Origin of the sequence: Phenylobacterium sp. (assembly GCF_013822795.1) — a bacterium.
GTDB lineage: Bacteria > Pseudomonadota > Alphaproteobacteria > Caulobacterales > Caulobacteraceae > Phenylobacterium.
Map to the genome: position 1 here is coordinate 197,699 of NZ_PNLB01000005.1, position 19,951 is coordinate 217,649.

Consider the following 19,951-nt stretch of genomic DNA (forward strand, 5'->3'; position numbering starts at 1 on the left):
AGCCAAGTGGCTGACAGCTCCCCCAGTGGGGGAGCATCTGGGCGGACGCGCCTCACCGCAGCTTCGCCTCGGTCGCCTCCCGGGCGGCGGGGTCTCCGACGTGCATCCAGAAGCCGTCCATCACCGCGCCGTAGAGGCGGCCCTGTTCGGAGAGCCGCCACCAGACCGGCACGATCGAAAAGGCGCCGTCCGGCTCGCCGTCGAGAATCTGCGGCTTGAGGATCTGGAAGCCGACATTGGCGTAGGGGGTCGGCGGCTCGGGCTGGGCCGAGTGGGTGAGGCGGCCGGCCTCGTCCATGAAGAAGCCCTGCGGCCCCTCGAAGCCGATGCCGTGGCCGCGGCGGACCAGCAGTAGGCAGAGGTCCATGGCCTCCGGATTCCAGGTCGCCTTGAGGGTTTCGAGGGCCGGCGTCTCGCCCTCGATCCACAGCGAGTCGATGTTGGCGATCAGAATCGGATCGTCGCCGAGCAGAGCGCGCGCATGCTTGATGCCGCCGCCGGAGTCGAGCAGGGCGGCGCGCTCATCGGAGATGACGATGCGGATGTCGGTCCGAGTCGCCAGATGAGCTTCCATCTGGTCGGCGAAGTGATGGACGTTGACCACGGCGGTCTCGATGCCGGCGGCGACCAGCCGGTCGAGAACGTGATCGATCAGCGCCTTGCCGGCGACGGTCACCAGCGCCTTGGGGCGGTCGTCGGTCAGCGGTCGCATCCGGGTGCCAAGCCCGGCGGCCAGGACCATGGCGGTCTTGATTTGGCTCATCGGCGGGCCTGCGCGGGGACGTGGCGGTCGAACCAGGCCTGGAGGCCGGCCATCGACGGGTCGGTCAGGTTGCGTTCCAGGTAGCGCCAGGTGCGGGGCATGAAGGCCTCGTACTGGCGGCGGCCGAGCAGCGCCTGGCGGGCGAAGACCCGGCCGAGGATGCGCGCGGCGTTGGAGGCGGCGAGCGCGCGGTAGGCGTGGATGAAGGCCTCGCGGTCCAGGCCAGGGCGGGCGGCCAGGAAACGGTCGAGCATGGCGCTCTCCAGCTCCGGCGAGACGTCGCGGCGGGCGTCCTGCAACAGGTGGGTCAGGTCCCAGGCCGGGTGGGCGCGCAGGGCGTCCTGGAAGTCGAGCAGGCCGACGCGGGCCGCGCCCGCGCGATCGGGCAGCCAGAGCAGGTTTTGGGCGTGGAAGTCGCGATGGGTGAAGACGCTCGCGCCCGCTTCGCCGCGCGCGAAGATCGGCGCCCAGAGGGCGTCCCACTCGGCCACGGCGTCGGCGGAGAATTCCGGCAGGCCCGAGAACTTCGGCCACCATTCGAGGAAGGTGTCGGTCCCGACCTTCAGCGCCAGGGCGTCGTAGGTCAGCAGCGGCCAGGCGGCGCCGTCGGCGGTCAGCACGTCGGGCGGTGCGGTTTCCTGCAGCTGGACCTGGACGTCGACGGCGGCCTCGTAGAGCGGGGCCTCGGCCTCGCCGTCGGCGATCAGGGTGGCGAACAGGCCATCGCCCAGGTCTTCCAGCACGGCCAGGCCGGCGTCGATGTCGTGGGCGAGGATCTGCGGCGCCGAGAGACCGTGGTCGCGCAGCCAGGCGGCGGTGGTGACGAAGGCGGCGACCGAGCCGGCGGCCAGGCGCGCGGCGGCGTTGTAGCCCATAGCCAGGCGCTCAGCCTCGGTGGCGCCGGGCGGGCAGACCGCGCTCTCGGCGGCCGGCGGTTGGTCCATGAAGATCACGGTTGAGCCGTCGGCCCGGTGCAGGCGCTCATAGGCGCGCGTCGAGGCGTCGCCGGCCAGCAGCTCACGGCGGGCGTCAGCCAGACCCGCAGCCTTCAGGAACTCGGCCTTGCGGCCGTCACGATCGGAATTCAAGCCCACGTCCTTCCCAGGCGCCCGCCGGCGTCAGCCGGGCGCGCCGCGCCTCCCCGCCTTCTGGCGACTCATCGACGACGATCTCTACATCAAGTCGGTCGGGGGGAAGATGGCCCTCCAGGCGCTCGGGCCATTCGATCACCGCCGCGCCGTCCTCAAGCGCTTCGTCCAGACCGATCTCATAGGCCTCGTCGGCCGAGGTGAGGCGGTAGAGATCGAAGTGCGCGACCTTCAGCCGCGCGCCTTCGTAGAACTGAACGATGGTGAAGGTCGGGCTGGGGACGTCCTCGGTCGGCGTCGTCAGGGCGCGGACCAGGGCGCGGGCCAGGGTCGACTTTCCGGCTCCCAGCGGCCCGGTCAGGCAGATGGCTTCGCCCGGCTTGAGTTCGGCGGCGATGGCCGCGCCCAGCCGCCCGGTGGCGGCCTCGTCATCGAGTCGGAAGTCGCCTTCGGCCGGGGTGATCATGCGAACGGCCTTTCGGGGTGCTGCGGCAGGGTGCGGACATAGGCCTTCAGCGCCTCGGTCGCGGCGACGGCGTCGGCGTCGAGCGCGTCGGGCGCCACCGGTGGTCCGAGGAGCAGCGAGAACTCGCGGCCGCGCTTGTTCAGCAGCTCGTGAAACAGGGTGATGTCGCGCAGTTCGTTCGAGAAGCGGTTGAAGAAGTGGAACAGCGTCGAGGATGGCCCGTCGAGGTGCATGGGGATCACCGGCGCCTGGTACTTGCGGGCCAGCGAGATGGCGCTGGGCATCCATTCGGGGTCGCTGAGCACGCCGCCGGGGCCGCGGCGGGCCAGACGCCCGGCCGGGAAGATCATCAGGGCGCGTTCGGCCTCCATCGCCTCGCGGGTCAGCTGCAGGGTCAAGCGGGTGCGCTCGCGGGTGCGCTTTTCCTCGACCCATTCGACCGGGATCAGCACCTCGTCGAAGTGCGGCGCGACGCGGTGGGCGTCGGAGTTGGCGTAGAAGCAGATGTCGGGGCGCAGGCCCTTCAGCGCATCGAACACCGCGATGCCGTCGGCGATGCCGGTCGGGTGGTTGCAGATGAAGATCGCCCGGCCGGCGGCGGGGACGTGCTCCAGGCCGCGGACCTGAACCTTCACGCTGAGCAGGTCGGAGACGTAGTCGAGGGCGGCGCGGCCGGGCATCGGCGCGATGGCGTCGGCCATGGCGCGGGCCTTTCGATAGTCGAGGATCCGGTAGAGCGCCGGCCGGATCAGCGGCCACAGCGCGCCGCCCGACAGCCGCGGCGCCCGCTCGGCGATCAGCGTGTCGACGATGTGGTCGTGGTAGGCGCTGCGCGCGGGCAGGGCGGACGCGGTGGGCGAAAGGCTCGTCATCGGACGCGCAGAATGCGACGGCCCGCCGCACCGGAGCAAGCGGGGGGCAAAAAACACTGCCCTGCTCACGTTGGGTGAAGTCTACCCAGGCCCCTTTGGAGGGCATACAACGCCGGTATGCGTGACATCCAACACTTCGTTTCTGGTGCAGCTCAGCCTGGCGTCTCTGGCCGGTTCGGCGATGTTTTCGACCCCAACACCGGCGAGGTGCAGGCAAAAGTCGCCCTGGCGACCGCCGCTGAGGTCGACGCCGCGGTGCAGGCGGCGCTGGCGGCGCAGCCGGCCTGGGCGGCGACCAACCCGCAGCGCCGCGCACGGGTGATGTTCGAGTTCAAGCGCCTGGTCGAGGCGCACATGGACGAGCTGGCCGGCCTGCTATCGTCCGAGCACGGCAAGGTCATCGCCGATAGCAAGGGCGACATCCAGCGCGGGCTGGAGGTGATTGAGTTCGCCTGCGGCATCCCGCATGTGCTGAAGGGCGAATACACCGAGGGTGCAGGCCCTGGCATCGACGTCTATTCGATGCGCCAGCCGCTGGGCGTGGCGGCGGGCATCACCCCGTTCAACTTCCCCGGCATGATCCCGATGTGGATGTTCGGCATCGCCATCGCGGTGGGCAACACCTTCATCCTGAAGCCGTCGGAAAAGGACCCGAGCGTGCCGGTGCGGCTGGCGCAGCTGTTCATGGAGGCCGGCGCTAACCTCGGCATGGACCTGAAGGGCGTGCTGAACGTGGTGCACGGCGACAAGGTCGCGGTCGACGCGATCCTGACCCATCCGGACATCGCCGCGGTCAGCTTTGTCGGCTCGTCCGACATCGCCCATTACGTCTACTCGACCGGCACCGCGCACGGGAAGCGCGTGCAGGCGATGGGCGGGGCCAAGAACCACGGCATCGTCATGCCGGACGCCGACCTCGACCAGACGGTCAAGGACCTGGTCGGCGCGGCCTATGGCTCGGCCGGCGAGCGCTGCATGGCGTTGCCGGTGGTGGTGCCGGTCGGCGCCAAGACCGCCGATGCGATCCGCGAGCGCGTGGTGGCCGAGCTGGAGACCCTGAAGGTCGGCGTCTCGACCGACGCCGCGGCCCAGTACGGCCCTGTGGTCAGCGCCGCGCATCGCAACAAGATCGCCGACTACATCCAGATCGGGGTCGACGAGGGCGCCGAGCTGGTGGTCGACGGCCGCGGCTTCGCGCTGCAAGGCTTCGAGAAGGGCTTCTTCATCGGCCCGAGCCTGTTCGACCAGGTCAAGCCGGGCATGAAGACCTACCAGGAGGAGATCTTCGGCCCGGTGCTGCAGATCGTCCGCGCCGAGAGCTTCGAGGAGGCGCTCGCCCTGCCCAGCCAGCACCAGTACGGCAACGGGGTGGCGATCTTCACCCGCAACGGCCGCGCCGCGCGCGAGTTCGCCGCCCGGGTCAATGTGGGGATGGTCGGGATCAACGTGCCGATCCCGGTGCCGGTCGCCTACCACACCTTCGGCGGCTGGAAGCGCAGCGCCTTCGGCGACGTGAACCAGCACGGCGTCGAGGGCGTGAAGTTCTACACCAAGATCAAGACCATCACCGCGCGCTGGCCCGAGGGCATGACCGAGGACAGCGCCTTCGTCATTCCCACCATGCGGTGATGGAACTACTCTGCCGCGAGTTTGCGGTGGAGGTTCGATGAAGCGGTTCCAGCTGTGGGCGATCGTCGTCCTGGTCCTCGCCCTGGCGGGGGCCGGCGGCTTTGCGTGGTGGAACTACGACCTACGCTGGCGGCCCCATACGATCACCAAGCATCAGGACGAAATCGCCAGGCTGCTCGAGACCTCGGGCTGGGTGTCGCCGGGCAAGACCGGGCCCAAGCTCTACATGGTCTCGTTCCGCACCTGCCCCGACTGCGTGCGCTTCAAGGCCGAGGAGTTCCCGCTGCTGCAGGCGGCCGGCGTCGACACCCGGGTGATCGAGATCGCGCGGCGCGACGTCAACGGCGTGGCCAAGTCGACCCCGGCCGAGCGGGCGACGGTGGCCGAGCTGTGGCTCACCCGCTCCTGGCCGCTGATGGAGCGCTGGGAGGACACCCCGGCGCAGGCCTGGACCGCAGAGGGCATCCCTCCGGCCGACGGCGACATGGCCCGGACCGCGGTGGTCGAGGCCGGCCGCAAGCTTGTCGACGACCTGCGGCCGCTGCTGAAGGCCAACGGCGTCAAGTTCGCCTATCCGACCCTGGTCTGGTGGACCAAGGACGGCAAGATGCGGGCCTGCGCCTGCGAGAAGCGCGAGACCTACCGGTTCGTGCGCAAGGAACTGGGCCTGGCCAGCTAGCTGGCGTAGGGCCGTCCGCTGACGATCTGCTTGCTGCGCGCCCGGGTCTTCATGCCGTGTTCGCGGTCGGCGGGATGGCCGTCGGCGCGCCGGCCAAAGCTCTGGCGGCTGGCCTCGTCCTCCAGGTCATCGGCGTCACTGAGTTCAAGCGTGAGTTCGAGCTCGGGATCGGTCTCGTCGTCGATGACGGGGTCGGGCGTGGCGTCGCGGGTCTTTCCGGCCATGGCAAGCTCCTCATCTAGGTCCGACTAGGTCAACCGCTAAGGACGCGCGCCGTTCCGTGCTTGAGGCGCGCGCGTTGAGGGTCTAGGCGGATGCCATGCCCTCGCAGTTGCAAGCCGCCTACGACGCCCGCCTGGCGCAGGGCGATATCCGTCCCGACGCGGCCCAGGCCGCCGCCCTGGCGGCGCTGGTGCGGCTGGAGGGCGACCTGGCGCGGGCCGAGCCCAGCGGCTTCGCCTCGTTCTTCAAGAAGGCCGAGAGCCAGAAGGGCGTCTACCTGATCGGCCCGGTCGGGCGCGGCAAGTCCATGCTGATGGACCTGTTCTTCGCCAGCGCTCCGGTCGAGAAGAAGCGGCGCATCCACTTCCACGTCTTCATGGGCGAGATCCACCGGCTGATCGACGCCTGGCGCAAGGGCGACCCGGCCGCTCGCAAGGCGAAGTTCGGCCAGCACAAGGGCGATGATCCGATCCCGCCGGTGGCCGACGTGGTCGCCGGCCAGGCGCGGCTGCTGTGCTTCGACGAGTTCCAGGTCACCGACATCGCCGACGCCATGATCCTGGGCCGGCTGTTCGAGGCGCTGTTCGCGCGGGGGGTAACCCTGGTCGCGACCTCCAACCGGCTGCCCGACCAGCTCTACAAGGACGGCATCAACCGCCAGCTGTTCCTGCCGTTCATCGAGCTCTTGAAGAGCAAGGTCGAGGTGGTCAGCGTCGCCGGACCGCATGACTATCGGCTCGATCGCCTGCGGGCGGCGGGCACCTGGTTCAGCCCGAACGACCCCGACAACGCCCGCAGCTTCGACGCCTTGTGGAAGGACATGCTGGGCGGCGAGGCGGAGGTGGGCGAAACGCTGGAGGTGCTGGGCCGCAAGGTGCACCTGCCGCACGCCCAGGGGGGCATGGTGCGCGCGACCTTCGCCAGCCTATGCTCGGTGGCGCTGGGGCCGAACGACTACATCGCCATCGCCGAGCGCTTCCACACCTTGTTCCTCGAGGACGTGCCGGAGCTGACGCCGAACCGGCGCGAAGAGGCGCGGCGGTTCGTGATCCTGATCGACGCGCTCTACGAGGCGCATGCCAAGCTGATCGTGTTGGCGCAGGCCGAGCCGACCAAGCTCTACCCGGAAGGCGACGGCGCGTTCGAGTTCGAGCGCACCGCCTCGCGCCTGCAGGAGATGCGCTCGGCCGACTGGCTGGCCGAGGACGCCGGCTAGGCGCCCCGCAGGCTCTCCACCAAGTCCCGCGCGTAGGGGGCCAGGCCCTCCAGGCTGCGCACGCAGATGGTCAGTTCGCGCTGGGCCCAGTCGTCGGTCAGGTCGACGATGCCGAGCGACATGGTGCGGGCGGCGCGGCGGGCGGTGGTCTCGGGCACGATGCCGACCCCGACCCCGCATTCGACCAGCCGGCAGACCGCGTCGAAGCTGCGCAGCTGGACGCGCAGCCGCAGGGGCCGGCCCTCGCGCACGGCCTTGGCCGACAGGAACCGCTGCAGCGAGGAGGCGCGGTCGAGGCCGACCAGATCGCAGCCGAGCACGTCGGCGAAGGTCATCGCCTGGCGCTGGGCCAGCGGGTGGATGGCGCTGGTCACCACCACGAAGCGGTCCGAGCGGAACGGGAAGGTCTCCAGGCTGCCCATGTCGACCGTGCCGGCGACGATGCCGATGTCGCCGACGCCCTCGGCCACCAACCCGACGATCTCGTCGGAGAGCCGTTCCTCCAGATTGATGCTGACGTGCGGGTGGTCGGCCAGGAAGCGGCTGAGCGCCTCGGGAATGAACTCGGTCAGGGCGTTGGTGTTGGCCAGCAGCCGCACCTCTCCGGACAGGCCGCCGGCATAGGCCCCGAGGTCTTCGCGCAGGCGTGCGGTCTGCGCGAGGATCGTGCGGGCGTGCTTGATCAGGGTGCGGCCGGCGGGCGTGGGCGTGACGCCCTGTCGCGACCGCTCCAGCAAAGGCGCGCCCAGCGCGTCCTCCATGTTGCGGATGCGGGTGGAGGCGGCGGCCAGCGCCAGGGCGCAACGTTCGGCCCCGCGGGTGATGGATCCGGCGTCCGTCACTTCGCAGAACAGCCGCAAATCAATCAGGTCGAACCGCATCCTTCGTCTCCTGCGAAGGATGCATACGGGAAAGACGCATTGCATCAAAAGAAAAAGGTCGGAAACTTCGGCTTTGGCGAAGGGGAGGTCGCTGCTCTGTAGAGAGCGGGACTGCGCCTTCGTTGACACTCGAAGGCCGCGGCTTAAAAGCGGTGCCGCCTCTTCCTATTCAGGAATTACGACCCGTCATGTCCGACGCACCTCGCCCACGCCCGCTCTCACCGCACCTGATGACAGGGGGCATCGGTTCGCCGCTGCTCTGGCGCTGGCACATCACCATGGCGACCTCGATCTTCCATCGGGTCAGCATCTTCGGGCTCTACCTTTCGGCGCTGTTGCTGGCGGGCTGGCTGCTGTCGCTGGCCGGCGGGCCGGGCAGCTATGCCGTCTATACCGGCGTGCTCGGATCTCCGCTCGGGCTGCTGGTGCTGTTCGGCCTGACCTTCACCCTGTTCTTCAACCTGGCCTACAACGTGCGCCAGGCCTTCTGGGACATGGGCAAGGGCTTCAAGCTCGCGCAGGCCAACGCCGGCTCGGTGGCGATCATCGCCTTCGCCGCCGCGACCACCCTGGCCTTCTGGGCCGTCCTCTTCATCCTGGGAGTGCTGTGATGACCACGGGTCCGACCCTTCGCACCCCCCGCTCCCAAGCTCTTGGCCTTGGCTCGGCGCACCACGGGGTGGGTCACTTCATCGTCGAACACGTCACCGCGGTGATGCTCGTGCCGCTCGGGCTCTGGGGCGCCTGGGTGGCGATCCAGCTCGCCGGCCAAGGCTATGACGCGGCCGCCTACTGGATTTCCAAGCCGGTGAACGCCGTGCTGCTGGCGGTGCTGCTGGTCTGCACCCTGGTGCACGTGAAGAACGCCATGCAGGTGGTCATCGAGGACTACATCGGCCGCTTCGTCACCAAGGCGGCTCTGCTGCTGCTCAATTATTCTGTCTGCGTCCTCGCCGGCGCCCTGGGCGTCTTCGCGATCCTCAAGGCCGCCTTCTCCGGAGCCTTCTGATGGCCGAGTATAATTTCATCGACCACAAGTTCGACGTCGTCGTCGTCGGCGCCGGCGGCTCCGGCCTGCGCGCGGCGCTGGGCTGCGCGCAAGCCGGCCTGAAGACGGCCTGCATCACCAAGGTGTTCCCGACCCGCTCGCACACCGTCGCGGCGCAGGGCGGCATCTCGGCCAGCCTCGGCAACATGGGCCAGGACGACTGGCGCTGGCACATGTACGACACCGTCAAGGGGTCGGACTGGCTTGGCGACCAGGACGCCATCGAGTACCTGTGCCGCAACGCGCCGGCCGCGGTCTACGAGCTGGAGCACTGGGGCGTGCCGTTCTCGCGCACGGCCGAGGGCAAGATCTACCAGCGCGCCTTCGGCGGCATGACCAAGAACTTCGGCGAGGCCCCGATCCAGCGCACCTGCGCGGCGGCCGACCGCACCGGCCACGCGATGCTGCACACGATGTACGGCCAGAGCCTGGCCCACGACACCGAGTTCTTCATCGAGTACTTCGCCCTCGACCTGATCATGGACGAAGGCGTCTGCCGCGGCGTGACCGCGTGGAAGCTCGACGACGGCACCCTGCACCGCTTCCAGGCCCAACAGGTGATCCTGGCCACGGGCGGCTACGGCCGCGCCTACTTCTCGGCGACCAGCGCGCACACCTGCACCGGCGACGGCGGCGGGATGGCTCTGCGCGCCGGCCTGCCGCTGCAGGACATGGAGTTCGTGCAGTTCCACCCGACCGGCATCTACGGCGCCGGCTGCCTGATCACCGAGGGCGCCCGCGGCGAAGGTGGCTACCTGACCAACTCCGAGGGCGAGCGCTTCATGGAGCGCTATGCGCCGTCCGTGAAGGACCTGGCGCCGCGCGACATGGTCAGCCGCGCCATGACCATCGAGATCCGCGAGGGCCGCGGTGTGGGCCCGAAGAAGGACCACATCTTCCTGCACCTCGATCACCTGGATCCCAAGATGCTCGCCGAGCGCCTGCCGGGCATCTCGGAAAGCGCCAAGATCTTCGCCGGCGTGGACGTGACCAAGGAGCCGATCCCAGTTCTGCCGACCGTGCACTACAACATGGGCGGCATCCCCACGAACTTCTTCTCGGAAGTCGTGACCCGCGAGGGCGACAACCCCGACAAGGTGGTTCCGGGCCTGATGGCGGTGGGCGAAGCGGCCTGCGTGTCGGTGCACGGCGCCAACCGCCTCGGCTCCAACTCGCTGATCGACCTGGTGGTGTTCGGCCGTTCGGCGGCGCTGCGCTGCGCCGACACGATCAAGGCCGGCGCGACCCAGCCGGAGCTGAAGGCCTCGATGACCGACGGTCACCTCGCCCGCTTCGACAAGCTGCGTAACGCCAACGGCGGCACCTCGACGGCGCACCTGCGCCTGGAGATGCAGCAGGCCATGCAGGAAGACGCCGCGGTGTTCCGCACCACCGAGGCCCTCGCCTCGGGCGTCAAGCGCCTGGAAGCCGTGCACGCCAAGCGTCCGGACCTGAAGGTCACCGACCGCGGTCTGATCTGGAACACCGATCTGCTCGAGACCCTCGAGCTCGACAACCTGATCGGCCAGGCGACGGTCACCGTGGTCGGCGCGCACAACCGCACCGAAAGCCGCGGCGCCCACGCGCACGAGGACTTTCCGGACCGCAACGACCAGGACTGGATGAAGCACACCCTGACCTGGTTCGACGACGCCACCGGCAAGGTGCGCATCGATGACCGGCCGGTACACAGCTACACCATGACCAACGACATCGCCTACATCCCGCCGAAGGCGCGGGTTTACTAGGACCTGTCGATGATCGCCCTCCACACTCTGCTCAACGCGTCCGCCGTCAAGGAAAGCGTCTGATGGTTCAGCTCGCCCTGCCCAAGAACTCCCGCGTCCAGAAGGGCCGGCACCATCCGGCGCCGGCTGGGGCCAAGAACGTCAAGACGTTCCGGATCTATCGCTACGACCCGGAAGGGAACGAGAACCCGCGTTGGGACACCTACGACGTCGACGTCGACGCCTGCGGCCCGATGGTCCTGGACGTTCTGATCCACATCAAGAACGAGGTCGATCCGACCCTGGCCTTCCGCCGGTCGTGCCGCGAAGGCGTGTGCGGGTCCTGCGCGATGAACATCGGCGGGCGCAACACGCTGGCCTGCACCCACGGCCACGACGAGACGCACGGCTCGGCCTGCCAGATCAGCCCGCTGCCGCACATGCCGGTGGTCAAGGACCTGATCCCGGACCTGACGATGTTCTACGCGCAGTACGCCTCGGTCGAGCCGTGGCTGCACACCGAGACGCCGGAGCCGCAGAAGGAGTGGCGCCAAACGCCGGAGGACCGCGAGAAGCTCGACGGCCTCTATGAGTGCATTCTCTGCGCCTGCTGCTCGACCTCGTGCCCGAGCTACTGGTGGAACGGCGACAAGTATCTCGGCCCGGCCGCGCTGCTGCACGCCTATCGCTGGCTGATCGACAGCCGCGACGAGGCCACCGGCGAGCGCCTGGACGACCTTGAGGACCCCTTCAAGCTCTACCGCTGCCACACCATCATGAACTGCGCCCAGGTCTGCCCGAAGGGTCTGAACCCCGCCAAGGCGATCGCGGAGATCAAGAAGATGCTGGTGGATCGCGTCGTCTGACGCTTCTCTAGGAAAGGGCGAACGATCCGAACTGTGTTTGGAAAGTTGACGCCGCCGTCACTTTTCTGCATGGGGCTTATATGAGCCAATCGGACGCGCACATTGTGATCCTCGGAGCGGGCCACGCAGGCGGCACCGCTGCTGCGCTGTTGCGCCAGTATGGCCACACGGGGCCCATCACCATGGTGGGCGAGGAGCCGATTCCGCCCTACCAGCGTCCGCCGCTGAGCAAGGCCTGGCTGAAGGGCGAGGCTGACGCCGACTCCCTGGCGCTCAAGCCGCTGGAGTTCTATCCCGAGCAGAACATCGACTTCCGGCCGAACCTGAAGGCGGTGAAGCTGGCCCGTTCGGACAAGCTGGTCACGCTGTCGGACGGCTCGACGGTCTCCTACGACATCCTGATCATCGCCACCGGCATGCGCGCCATCCGCCTGCCGATCGAGGGCGTCGACCTCGAAGGCGTGCTGACCCTGCGTACGGCGGCGGACGCCGAGGCGATCAAGGCGGCGCTGGGCCCCGGCAAGCGGCTGGCGATCGTCGGCGGCGGCTATATCGGGCTGGAGGTCGCCGCCTCGGCCCGCGCCCTGGGCGCCGAGGCCGTCGTGATCGAGCGCGAGGCCCGCATCCTGGCGCGCAGCGCCTGCGAGCCGCTGTCGAACTTCTTCCATGGCTATCACCTGGATCGCGGCGTGCAGTTCGTGCTGGGGGCCAGCGTCAGCGGCTTCGTCGGCGAGGGCGGCAAGGTCGCCGGCGTGCGGCTGGCCGACGGCCGGGTCGAGCCCTGTGACCTGGTGCTGCTGGGCGTCGGGGCCATCCCGAACGACGAAATCGCCCGTGACGCGGGGCTGGAGTGCGCCCGCGGCATCGTGGTCGACCTGGAGGCCCGCACGGCCGATCCCAGCGTCTTTGCGATCGGCGACGTCACCCACCGCCCGATGCCGCACTATGGCCGGATGTTCGGCCCCGAGAGCGTGCCCAGCGCCCTTGAGCAGGCCAAGCAGGCCGCCAGCGCCATCACCGGCCGCCCGGCGCCCTCGCCGGAGGTGCCGTGGAACTGGTCCGACCAGTATGACCTGAAGCTGCAGATCGCCGGCCTGCCGTTCGACGCCGACCGCGTGCTGCTGCGCGGGGACCCGGCCAGCGGCAAGTTCGCAGTGTTCCACCTGAAGGGAGATCAGGTGCAGTCCGTGGAGGCGATCAACTCGCCCCCGGAGTTCATGATGGGCAAGCAGCTCATCGCCAACCGCAAGCCGGTGAATACCGATAAGCTTGCTGATCCAACGGTTTCCATGAAAGAGGTCGCCGCTTAACAGGCGACGAAGGGGAGTAAATGGCCAAGATCACCTACATCGAGCATGACGGCACCGAACACGTCGTCGACGTGAAGAACGGCCTGACGGTCATGGAAGGCGCGGTGAAGAACAACATCCCGGGCATCGACGCCGACTGCGGCGGCGCCTGCGCCTGCGCCACCTGCCACGTCTATGTGGACGAGGCCTGGCAAGACAAGACCGGCTCCACCTCGGCCATGGAAGACTCGATGCTCGACTTCGCCGAGAACGTCGAGCCGAACAGCCGCCTGTCCTGCCAGATCAAGGTCAGCGACGCGCTGGACGGCCTGGTCGTGCGGATGCCGGAAAGCCAGCACTAAGAGGCGCGGCGCTTTCCAGCGGAAAGCGCCCGTCCCTGAGATCGAGCGCGACGGTCGCCGAAGCGGGCTTCCACCTTCCGTCGTTGCGCGGCGCCTCCCCTGCGGGGGAAGCGCCAGTCGATCCCGCTTATCGCGGCCGCATAGACGACTATCTGCGCCGCCGCCTCACCTGTCCCGGAACATCGCAGCCCAGGCCGCGGACATAGAAACGCCGCGCCAGGGCAGGCCCGGCGCGGCGCGATTGGTTGGGCCCGGATCGGGGCCTAGGCGACCTGACGCAGGCCGTCGAGTTCGGCGATGATAGTCGCCATGGCGCTCGAGGGCCGGATGTCGTCCTGGCCGTAGGAGCCATCTTCGATGATCGCCGCCAGACGGTCGCGGGCGCGGCTGACGCGGCTCTTGATGGTGCCAATGGCGCAGCCGCAAATCTCCGAGACTTCCTCGTAGGAGAGGCCGCCGGCGCCGATCAGGATCAGCGCTTCGCGCTGGTCGTCGGGCAGGCAGGCCAGCGCGCGGCGCACTTCGTCGAGCTCGAGGCTGGCCAGGGGGTTGGAGGCGGCCTCCAGAGTGCGCTCGGCGACTTCCGGGTCCAGCTGGCTGGAACGCCACGAGCGGCGCTTATCCGAGTAGAACTGGTTGCGCAGGATCATGAAGGTCCAGGCCTTCATATTGGTGCCCGGCTCGTAGCTGGCGCGGTTGTTCCAGGCCTTGAGGAGCGCGTCCTGTGCGAGGTCGTCCGCGGCGGTGGCGTCGCGGCAGAGCGAGCGGGCGAATGCGCGCATCTGCGGGATCAATGCCGTGAGCTCGCTCTTGAACTCGTGGTCCGCTTGAGCCTGTTCGGTCATGTGGTCACCTCCGTTCAGACGGGACCGTAGACGCCCCTTAAGGCGTAAACGCGGCGGTGCCCTAAAGGCTCCGCTTGGCGTGGCTATTGGCGATCACAAAACCTTGTGCAGCAAGGGCTGAAGCTGCGCCATACGCGGCGCAGGAATGTGGCGCGAATGCGACGAAATCCGGCGCTAGAAGCTCAATTCGGGATGGCCGGCGGCGCCCTGCGCGGCCTCGGGCAGGTGGCAGGTGAAGGTGGCGCCCGCGCCCGGTTCGCTTTCCAGGGCCACCCAGCCGCCGTGCAGCTCGACCAGCGCCTTGACCAGCGCCAGGCCCAGGCCTGGCCCGCCGCGCTCGCGGCCGATGAAGCGGTCGAAGATGTGCGCTTGGACGTGGAAGGGGATGCCGCGGCCGGTGTCGGTGACCTGCAGCTGCACTTCGCCCAGGCCGCGGCGGGCGGCGATGGTCACGATCCCGCCGGGCGGGGTCTGGCGCACCGCGTTCTCAGCCAGGTGGTCGAGGGTTTGGGCCAGTCGGCGCACGTCGCCGCGCAGCAGGCCGATGTCTTCGGGATGCTCGACCTTGATGACGACCTGGGCGGCCTCGGCTTCCTTTTGCCAGCGGGCCGCGGCCTCGCCGAGCAGGTCGGCGACGCGGACGTCCTCGAGGTCCAGCGCCATCTCGTCGGCGTCGATCTGGGCCATGTCGAGCACGTCGTCGATCGAGCGGGCCAGCTGCGTGGCGGCGGTCCGCACGGCGGCGGCATGCCCGCGGCCGCGCTCGGAGAGGTTCTCGCCGGAGCGCTCAAGCAGTTCGGAATAACCGATGATGGTGGTGAGCGGGGTGCGCAACTCGTAGGAGACGTTGCCGACGAAGTCGCGCTTGAGGCGCTCGGCCTCGGCCAGGGCGGCCGAGCGGTCGGCGAGGGCGCTCTCCAGCTTGCGGGCGTCGGTGACGTCGGCGAAGGCGATCAGGGTCGCGCCGTCCGGCAGCGGCCGGCTTTGATAGACGACGATGCGCGAGTCCGAGGTCTTCACCTCGCCCGAGATCGGGGCGCGGGCCTGCGGATCGGGGTCGGCGACGCGGCCCTTCAGCTCGCGCCAGAAGTTCATGTCGTGCAGGCGGCGGACGCAGAGCTCGACCACGCCCTCGAAGTCGTGGGCGACCTCGAGCTGGTCGCCGGTGACGTTCCAGAACAGCTCGAAGGCCTCGTTGTGCAGCCGCAGGCGCCCGTCGGAGCCGAACACGGCGACGGCGTCGTTGAGCTTGTCGAGGGTGGCCTGCTGGACCTGGATCTGGCCGTTGTACTGGGCCTTCAGGCGCAGCTCGCCGGTGATGTCGGAGAACAGCAGCACCACCCCGCCCATTGGGTGCGGCTGGCGGCCGACCTTCAGCGTGCGGCCGTCCGGCAGGCTCCAGAGGTCGTCGGGGCCGGTGGCGGTGTCCTCGTAGCGCTCGAGCTCGGCGGCCTTCCACTTGGCGTAGTCGATGGTTTCGGGCAGCCGGCGGCGCTGGCGCAGGCGGTCGAGCACCTCGCCGTGGGTCGGGCGGTCGGCCAGCCAGGCCGGCTCCAGCCCCCAGAGCTCGGCGAAGGCGGTGTTGTGGAAGATCAGCCGCTTGCCCTCGCCGAAGATGGCGACGGCGTCGGCGATGTGGTTGAGCGTCTCGTCGTGGGCCTCGACATGGCGCTTGAGCGCTTCGCGCAACTCTTCGGTCTCGGTGACGTCGTCCGTCCAGACCCCGACCCCGCCGCCTTCGAGCGGCTGGGCGACGACCTGGAAGGCGCGGCGGCGGCCGCCGAGCGTGGTCCAACGCAGCGCCTGGCGCTTGGAGCCGAGGTTGGCGGCCTCGCTGGCCAGGCTCTCGGCGCCCTTGTCGAACGAGGCGCCGCGCTCGGCGGCCTCGTCCAGGCTGGCGGCGCCGGCCGCGGCCAGCCAGGCGGCGTTAACCCACACCGGCGCGCCGTCCGCGGCGGCGATCCAGGCCGGCGCGGCGCGGGCGGCGAGGAAGGCGGCGAAGCGCGGCGCGGTCGGCAGGCCGGCGTCCTCGCCGATCACCGCCGACAATCGCAGCCAGGCCAGGGCCCCGGCGGCGCGGCCCTCGACCGCCACCACCCCGGCCGGGCCCTGCACTTCGAAGGCGCAGGCCTCGCCGCGCTCGAACAGGGCGCGCAGGCGACGGGCATGATCGGGGTCGGCGCGCATCAGGGCGGCGACAACGCTCTGCGGGTCTGGGCTGGCGGCGCCGAGGGCCTCGGCGCAGACCGCCAGGCTCTCCTCGCCCGAGGTCAGCGCGGCGTGGCCGTCCTCGACCGACAGCAGGGCGGAATCGAAGGCCTCGACCGATGCCTGGGCCGCCTCGGCTCCGGCTTCCAGTTCGGCGATGCGGGCGCGGAGCACGTTCAGCCGCGCGTCGTTGCGGCGGCGCTGGTCCACCAGCCAGAACATGGCGCAGAGGGCGAGCAGCACCGCGCCGGCGGCGGCCCCCAGGATCAGATCTTGCTCGCTCATCGGCGCTCCGTCGCCGCAGGTCGTCGAAGACGGCGAATCATCTCAAGCGACCATAGTTTGGTCCGCGCATTTCGGCGATGATCGGGAGGTTATGACCGCCATCCTCTATCCCGTGGCCGCCGATGCCGGGCAGGCCTTCGCTGCGCCTAAGGGGCGGGCGGCGCGCGAGCGGGACGCTGCGGCGCTGGCCGGCGAGGACGTCGCCTTCCTGACCGAGCCCGTAGGCCCGGTCTATGCGACCCGCGAGGCGGCGCTGGACGCCCTGGCCGGGCGGGTCGAGGACGACCGTCCGGGCCGGATGGCGAGCCTGGCGCCCGAGGACCGGGTGGTGCAGCTGGTCGAACAGCTGGCGCCGAAGGCGGGGAAGCGGGCCCGCGCGCCGGCGCCGGTCAAGCCGACCTTCGAAGGCGGTCACCGCTGGCCGACTCCCGAGCCGCCGCCGGCGACGGTGTGGCGGGCGATGATCTCGTACTGGCGCATCGGCGCCGCGCCGCTGCGCCATGCGGGCGACGCCCAGGCCCGGCAGGCCCGGCGCAAGGGCGGCGAGGACATGGACCGCGAGACCCTGCGCGCCCTGACCCGTCAGCCGTTGCTGGCGGTGAGGCCGCAGCAGCCGCTCGACATCGGACTTTTCGAGACGCGCCTGCCCGAGGCTCCCCATATAGTCGTGCCTGATGAGTGATCCCTATGCGGGCCGCGCGCCCTCCCTCGACGATCTCGCCGCCCTGGCCGAGACCGCCTTCGCGGCCTTGCCGGCCGAGTTCCGCAAGCTGACCGGAGACGTGATCTTCCGGGTGGACGACTTCGCCAGCGACGAGGTGCTGGACGAACTGGGCATCGAGAACCCCTTCGAGCTGTCTGGGCTCTACAGCGGCGTGCACATCGGCCACCGCTCGGTGCTCGATCCCTCGCCGGGGCCTAGCCGGATCTTCCTCTATCGCCGGGCGATCCTTGACGAGTGGGCCGAGCGTGGCGACGTGACCCTGGCCGAACTGGTCAGCCACGTGCTGGTCCATGAAATCGGCCACCATTTCGGGCTCAGCGACGACGACATCCACGCCGTCGAGGACGCGGCGGACTAAGCGCGACCGCGCCAAACTGACAGTCGTTCGCAAAGGTGACGCTGCCGTCATTTTTCTTGACGGATCGATGTTCTCGCGAGAGGCTTTTTCCAACGAGGAAACAGCGGGCGCCTTTGCGCGCCTTGTCAGGAGGAAGAGCCGATGGCCGCCGACGGCAACATCACCAAGGACGTCATCTACGACGCGGTCGCCCCGGACGACTTCGAGTCGATGCTGGAGCTGGATCGCTACAACGCCCGCTCGACGGCCTTCGACAAGATCATCTCGGCGACGCACGACCACTTCTGGGATCCGCTCGACAAGAAGTACATCGACTTCGACGAGCCCTTCGACATGGAGAACGAGCCGCTCCTGCCCGAGGACATGATCATCTCGCTGTCGACCGACTATGTGTCGAACCACCTCAGCGACCCGAAGACCCGCACCCGGTTCATCAACCAGTCGACCCTGCGGTCGTTCTCGTCGATCCTGCACGGCGAGCAGGGCGCGCTGAACCTGTCGGCCAGCCTCTGCCACGTGCTGAAGGACCAAGGCGCGCAGGAATACGCCGCCAACCAGACCCGCGAAGAGGCGCGCCACGTCACCGCTTTCGCCAAGTACATCAAGGCCCGCTGGGGCCGTCCGGTCGAGTGCGGCCCGACCTTGAAGACCCTGCTGGTCGACATCATCGGATCGCCTGAGGTCTACAAGAAGATCATCGGCATGCAGATGCTGGTCGAAGGCCTGGCCATGGGCGCCTTCGCCACCTTCTTCAACAACATCCGCGACCCGATGGGGAAGAAGCTCCTCCAACTGGTGATGACCGACGAGGCCTTCCACCACAAGTTCGGAAAGATCTGGGCCGACCGGACCATCCCGCACCTGACCGAGGCCGAGCACGAGATTATCGAGACCTGGGCCGCGCACTGCTTCCAGACCCTGCTGTTCAACCTGGTTTCGCCCAGCCAGCAGCGTGATCTCTATGAGGAGTTCGGCTTGGATCCGGACCGCGTGATCGCCGAGATGGCCGAGATGGTCACCGACGCGACCCGCCGCGAGAACATGAAGGAGCAGACCAACATCTTCCGGGTGCTGGTGAAGACCCTGCTCAACGCCGGCATCATCACCGACCGCACCAAGGCCTTCTACGCGATGTACGTCGACATCGAGGAACTGCGCGGCGAGGGCGACCGGATGGTCGGCGACGACATCGCCGAAGAGGGCATCAAGTACCTCCAGGAGATCAACTTCAAGGATCGCCTGGCGACGAGCATCTCGATCGCGGCGGAATAACCTAACCGCTCATCCCGGCGAAAGCCGGGACCCAAGCGGCGCTCCGGCTCGGCTGGAGCGCCGTTTTTGTTTGGGCTGAGCCAGCTTGGGCCCCGGCTTTCGCCGGGGGGAGCGGTGGAGTTTCCTCATCCCGGTTTGCGAAGCAAGACCGGGATCCATTCGCGCCCGAGATCGCGTGAATGGCGCGGCCGAACCGCATCCTGCGCCATCCGGTGTTCATGGGTCCCGGTCTTCGGCTGCGCCGAAACCGGGATGACAGTGGTTGTGCTTAGCGGCGCGGTGCGGCCATCTCCCCGCATGACAGCGCTTGTCTACATCGCCGCCGCCGCCGCCGAGATCGCCGGGTGTTTTTCGTTCTGGATGTGGTTGCGCGAAGGCAAGCCGGTCTGGTGGATCGTGCCGGGGATCGCCAGCCTGATCCTGTTCGCCTGGCTGCTGACCCTGGTCGACGCCGCCGCCGCGGGGCGCGCCTATGCGGCCTATGGCGGGATCTATGTCGCCGCCTCGCTGGTCTGGCTGCTCGCGGTGGAGGGCGTGCGGCCCGACCGCTGGGACCTGATCGGGGCGGCGGTGTGTATCGCCGGGGCCGGGATCATCCTGCTGGGGCCCCGCGCGGCCTAGCTAATCAGCGATCATTACAAATTTGACGGGTGCGTCATTTTCCTTTGACGCTCCGGAACATCGGTGTTGGAGTTTCGTCCAAAGGCTCGGCAAAGGGCTCAGGGAGAGACGTCATGGCCGCTGACGGCAACATCACCAAGGATATCCTCTACGACGCCGTGGCGCCGGACGACTTCGAGTCGATGCTCGACCTCGACCGCTACAACAATCGCTCGTCGGCGTTCGACAAGATCATCTCGGCGACGCACGACCACTTCTGGGATCCGCTGGACCCGAAGTACATCGACTTCTCGGCCCCCTGGGACATGCAGACCCAGCCGTTGATCAGCGAGGACCTGGTGATCGCGCTGCACACCGACTACGTGAAGGCCAAGCTGAACACGCCCGAGCTGCGGGCGCAGTTCGCCAACAAGTCGCTGCTCTATTCGTTTTCCTCGATCCTGCACGGCGAGCAGGGCGCGCTGAACCTGTCGGCCAGCCTGTGCCACGTGCTGCTGGATCAGGGGGCGCAGGAGTACGCCGCCAACCAG

General features: G+C 68.7%; 21 protein-coding genes and 1 pseudogene. 14 read left to right on the forward strand and 8 right to left on the reverse strand.

Annotated features, from left to right (window positions below; genetic code table 11):
* Window positions 1-52: 52 nt before the first annotated feature.
* Genes C0481_RS06590 through C0481_RS06605 form a run of 4 tightly spaced genes read right to left on the reverse strand, consistent with a single transcriptional unit; the run spans window position 53 to window position 3,189 of the window.
* Window positions 53-763: a nucleotidyltransferase family protein gene (locus tag C0481_RS06590; RefSeq protein ID WP_293401897.1), complete on the reverse strand. Its 711-nt coding sequence runs from the start codon at window positions 761-763 to the stop codon at window positions 53-55.
* A complete protein-coding gene (gene amgK, locus C0481_RS06595; protein ID WP_293401898.1) occupies window positions 760-1,851 on the reverse strand; it encodes an N-acetylmuramate/N-acetylglucosamine kinase AmgK in 1,092 nt (363 codons plus the stop codon). The genes C0481_RS06590 and amgK overlap by 4 nt, the downstream gene beginning before the upstream one ends.
* A complete protein-coding gene (gene tsaE / locus C0481_RS06600) occupies window positions 1,835-2,317 on the reverse strand; it encodes a tRNA (adenosine(37)-N6)-threonylcarbamoyltransferase complex ATPase subunit type 1 TsaE (RefSeq protein ID WP_293401899.1) in 483 nt (160 codons plus the stop codon). The genes amgK and tsaE overlap by 17 nt, the downstream gene beginning before the upstream one ends.
* Window positions 2,314-3,189: a 1-acyl-sn-glycerol-3-phosphate acyltransferase gene (locus tag C0481_RS06605; RefSeq protein ID WP_293401900.1), complete on the reverse strand. Its 876-nt coding sequence runs from the start codon at window positions 3,187-3,189 to the stop codon at window positions 2,314-2,316. The genes tsaE and C0481_RS06605 overlap by 4 nt, the downstream gene beginning before the upstream one ends.
* 117 nt (window positions 3,190-3,306) lie before the next feature.
* On the opposite strand from C0481_RS06605, the gene C0481_RS06610 reads away from it, so the two are divergent.
* A complete protein-coding gene (locus C0481_RS06610) occupies window positions 3,307-4,818 on the forward strand; it encodes a CoA-acylating methylmalonate-semialdehyde dehydrogenase (protein ID WP_293401901.1) in 1,512 nt (503 codons plus the stop codon).
* A gap of 37 nt (window positions 4,819-4,855) precedes the next feature.
* Window positions 4,856-5,497 carry a hypothetical protein gene (locus tag C0481_RS06615; protein WP_293401902.1) on the forward strand — a complete coding sequence of 214 codons (642 nt, stop codon included), beginning with the start codon at window positions 4,856-4,858 and terminating at the stop codon, window positions 5,495-5,497.
* On the opposite strand, the gene C0481_RS06620 is transcribed toward C0481_RS06615, so the two are convergent.
* Window positions 5,494-5,721: a hypothetical protein gene (locus tag C0481_RS06620; protein WP_293401903.1), complete on the reverse strand. Its 228-nt coding sequence runs from the start codon at window positions 5,719-5,721 to the stop codon at window positions 5,494-5,496. The genes C0481_RS06615 and C0481_RS06620 overlap by 4 nt on opposite strands.
* A 95-nt stretch (window positions 5,722-5,816) precedes the next feature.
* On the opposite strand from C0481_RS06620, the gene zapE reads away from it, so the two are divergent.
* Window positions 5,817-6,935 (forward strand): cell division protein ZapE, encoded by a 1,119-nt coding sequence (gene zapE / locus C0481_RS06625; protein ID WP_293401904.1) that lies wholly within the window; start codon window positions 5,817-5,819, stop codon window positions 6,933-6,935.
* On the opposite strand, the gene C0481_RS06630 is transcribed toward zapE, so the two are convergent.
* A complete protein-coding gene (locus tag C0481_RS06630) occupies window positions 6,932-7,816 on the reverse strand; it encodes a LysR substrate-binding domain-containing protein (RefSeq protein WP_293401905.1) in 885 nt (294 codons plus the stop codon). The genes zapE and C0481_RS06630 overlap by 4 nt on opposite strands.
* 188 nt (window positions 7,817-8,004) lie before the next feature.
* On the opposite strand from C0481_RS06630, the gene sdhC reads away from it, so the two are divergent.
* The 6 genes from sdhC (at window position 8,005) to C0481_RS06660 (ending at window position 13,108) form a co-directional block, all read left to right on the forward strand.
* A complete protein-coding gene (gene sdhC / locus C0481_RS06635; RefSeq protein WP_293401906.1) occupies window positions 8,005-8,427 on the forward strand; it encodes a succinate dehydrogenase, cytochrome b556 subunit in 423 nt (140 codons plus the stop codon).
* Entirely contained in the window at window positions 8,427-8,825 is a 399-nt protein-coding gene (gene sdhD, locus C0481_RS06640) for a succinate dehydrogenase, hydrophobic membrane anchor protein (RefSeq protein ID WP_293401907.1), read from the forward strand. The genes sdhC and sdhD overlap by 1 nt, the downstream gene beginning before the upstream one ends.
* Window positions 8,825-10,612 (forward strand): succinate dehydrogenase flavoprotein subunit, encoded by a 1,788-nt coding sequence (gene sdhA / locus C0481_RS06645; protein WP_293401908.1) that lies wholly within the window; start codon window positions 8,825-8,827, stop codon window positions 10,610-10,612. Before sdhD ends, sdhA begins: the two co-directional genes overlap by 1 nt.
* A 62-nt stretch (window positions 10,613-10,674) precedes the next feature.
* The gene (locus C0481_RS06650) at window positions 10,675-11,457 is read left to right on the forward strand and encodes a succinate dehydrogenase iron-sulfur subunit (protein ID WP_293401909.1); all 783 of its coding nucleotides are present in this window, start codon (window positions 10,675-10,677) and stop codon (window positions 11,455-11,457) included.
* Window positions 11,458-11,537: 80 nt separating this feature from the next.
* Window positions 11,538-12,767 (forward strand): FAD-dependent oxidoreductase, encoded by a 1,230-nt coding sequence (locus C0481_RS06655; RefSeq protein WP_293401910.1) that lies wholly within the window; start codon window positions 11,538-11,540, stop codon window positions 12,765-12,767.
* Window positions 12,768-12,787: 20 nt separating this feature from the next.
* Window positions 12,788-13,108, forward strand: a complete 321-nt coding sequence (locus tag C0481_RS06660) for a 2Fe-2S iron-sulfur cluster-binding protein (protein WP_267230849.1) — start codon at window positions 12,788-12,790, stop codon at window positions 13,106-13,108.
* Between the two features lie 263 nt (window positions 13,109-13,371).
* Here the strand turns inward: C0481_RS06660 and C0481_RS06665 are convergent, their stop codons facing one another.
* On the reverse strand, window positions 13,372-13,953 hold the full coding sequence (locus C0481_RS06665; RefSeq protein ID WP_293401911.1) for a sigma-70 family RNA polymerase sigma factor: 582 nt from the start codon (window positions 13,951-13,953) through the stop codon (window positions 13,372-13,374).
* Between the two features lie 174 nt (window positions 13,954-14,127).
* Window positions 14,128-16,446: a PAS domain-containing sensor histidine kinase gene (locus tag C0481_RS06670; protein ID WP_293401912.1), complete on the reverse strand. Its 2,319-nt coding sequence runs from the start codon at window positions 16,444-16,446 to the stop codon at window positions 14,128-14,130.
* Window positions 16,447-16,537: 91 nt separating this feature from the next.
* On the opposite strand from C0481_RS06670, the gene C0481_RS06675 reads away from it, so the two are divergent.
* The 5 genes and pseudogenes from C0481_RS06675 to C0481_RS06695 form a co-directional block, all read left to right on the forward strand.
* Entirely contained in the window at window positions 16,538-17,128 is a 591-nt protein-coding gene (locus C0481_RS06675) for a hypothetical protein (protein ID WP_293401913.1), read from the forward strand.
* Entirely contained in the window at window positions 17,121-17,528 is a 408-nt protein-coding gene (locus tag C0481_RS06680; RefSeq protein WP_293401914.1) for a metallopeptidase family protein, read from the forward strand. Before C0481_RS06675 ends, C0481_RS06680 begins: the two co-directional genes overlap by 8 nt.
* A gap of 141 nt (window positions 17,529-17,669) precedes the next feature.
* Complete coding sequence (locus tag C0481_RS06685; RefSeq protein WP_293401915.1) at window positions 17,670-18,800, forward strand: ferritin-like domain-containing protein; 1,131 nt, start codon at window positions 17,670-17,672, stop codon at window positions 18,798-18,800.
* A gap of 297 nt (window positions 18,801-19,097) precedes the next feature.
* Window positions 19,098-19,421 (forward strand): YnfA family protein, encoded by a 324-nt coding sequence (locus C0481_RS06690; RefSeq protein ID WP_293401916.1) that lies wholly within the window; start codon window positions 19,098-19,100, stop codon window positions 19,419-19,421.
* Between the two features lie 113 nt (window positions 19,422-19,534).
* A pseudogene (locus C0481_RS06695) lies at window positions 19,535-19,951 on the forward strand (ferritin-like domain-containing protein); the annotation flags it as partial.

What these genes read in the sequence shown, in the direction of transcription:
- C0481_RS06590 (WP_293401897.1), bottom strand. Translation starts at nt 763, where the DNA reads ATGAGCCAAATCAAGACCGCCATGGTCCTGGCCGCCGGGCTTGGCACC.
- tsaE (WP_293401899.1), bottom strand. Translation starts at nt 2,317, where the DNA reads ATGATCACCCCGGCCGAAGGCGACTTCCGACTCGATGACGAGGCCGCC.
- C0481_RS06605 (WP_293401900.1), bottom strand. Translation starts at nt 3,189, where the DNA reads ATGACGAGCCTTTCGCCCACCGCGTCCGCCCTGCCCGCGCGCAGCGCC.
- C0481_RS06610 (WP_293401901.1), top strand. Translation starts at nt 3,307, where the DNA reads ATGCGTGACATCCAACACTTCGTTTCTGGTGCAGCTCAGCCTGGCGTC.
- C0481_RS06615 (WP_293401902.1), top strand. Translation starts at nt 4,856, where the DNA reads ATGAAGCGGTTCCAGCTGTGGGCGATCGTCGTCCTGGTCCTCGCCCTG.
- C0481_RS06620 (WP_293401903.1), bottom strand. Translation starts at nt 5,721, where the DNA reads ATGGCCGGAAAGACCCGCGACGCCACGCCCGACCCCGTCATCGACGAC.
- zapE (WP_293401904.1), top strand. Translation starts at nt 5,817, where the DNA reads ATGCCCTCGCAGTTGCAAGCCGCCTACGACGCCCGCCTGGCGCAGGGC.
- C0481_RS06630 (WP_293401905.1), bottom strand. Translation starts at nt 7,816, where the DNA reads ATGCGGTTCGACCTGATTGATTTGCGGCTGTTCTGCGAAGTGACGGAC.
- sdhC (WP_293401906.1), top strand. Translation starts at nt 8,005, where the DNA reads ATGTCCGACGCACCTCGCCCACGCCCGCTCTCACCGCACCTGATGACA.
- sdhD (WP_293401907.1), top strand. Translation starts at nt 8,427, where the DNA reads ATGACCACGGGTCCGACCCTTCGCACCCCCCGCTCCCAAGCTCTTGGC.
- sdhA (WP_293401908.1), top strand. Translation starts at nt 8,825, where the DNA reads ATGGCCGAGTATAATTTCATCGACCACAAGTTCGACGTCGTCGTCGTC.
- C0481_RS06650 (WP_293401909.1), top strand. Translation starts at nt 10,675, where the DNA reads ATGGTTCAGCTCGCCCTGCCCAAGAACTCCCGCGTCCAGAAGGGCCGG.
- C0481_RS06655 (WP_293401910.1), top strand. Translation starts at nt 11,538, where the DNA reads ATGAGCCAATCGGACGCGCACATTGTGATCCTCGGAGCGGGCCACGCA.
- C0481_RS06660 (WP_267230849.1), top strand. Translation starts at nt 12,788, where the DNA reads ATGGCCAAGATCACCTACATCGAGCATGACGGCACCGAACACGTCGTC.
- C0481_RS06665 (WP_293401911.1), bottom strand. Translation starts at nt 13,953, where the DNA reads ATGACCGAACAGGCTCAAGCGGACCACGAGTTCAAGAGCGAGCTCACG.
- C0481_RS06670 (WP_293401912.1), bottom strand. Translation starts at nt 16,446, where the DNA reads ATGAGCGAGCAAGATCTGATCCTGGGGGCCGCCGCCGGCGCGGTGCTG.
- C0481_RS06675 (WP_293401913.1), top strand. Translation starts at nt 16,538, where the DNA reads ATGACCGCCATCCTCTATCCCGTGGCCGCCGATGCCGGGCAGGCCTTC.
- C0481_RS06680 (WP_293401914.1), top strand. Translation starts at nt 17,121, where the DNA reads ATGAGTGATCCCTATGCGGGCCGCGCGCCCTCCCTCGACGATCTCGCC.
- C0481_RS06685 (WP_293401915.1), top strand. Translation starts at nt 17,670, where the DNA reads ATGGCCGCCGACGGCAACATCACCAAGGACGTCATCTACGACGCGGTC.
- C0481_RS06690 (WP_293401916.1), top strand. Translation starts at nt 19,098, where the DNA reads ATGACAGCGCTTGTCTACATCGCCGCCGCCGCCGCCGAGATCGCCGGG.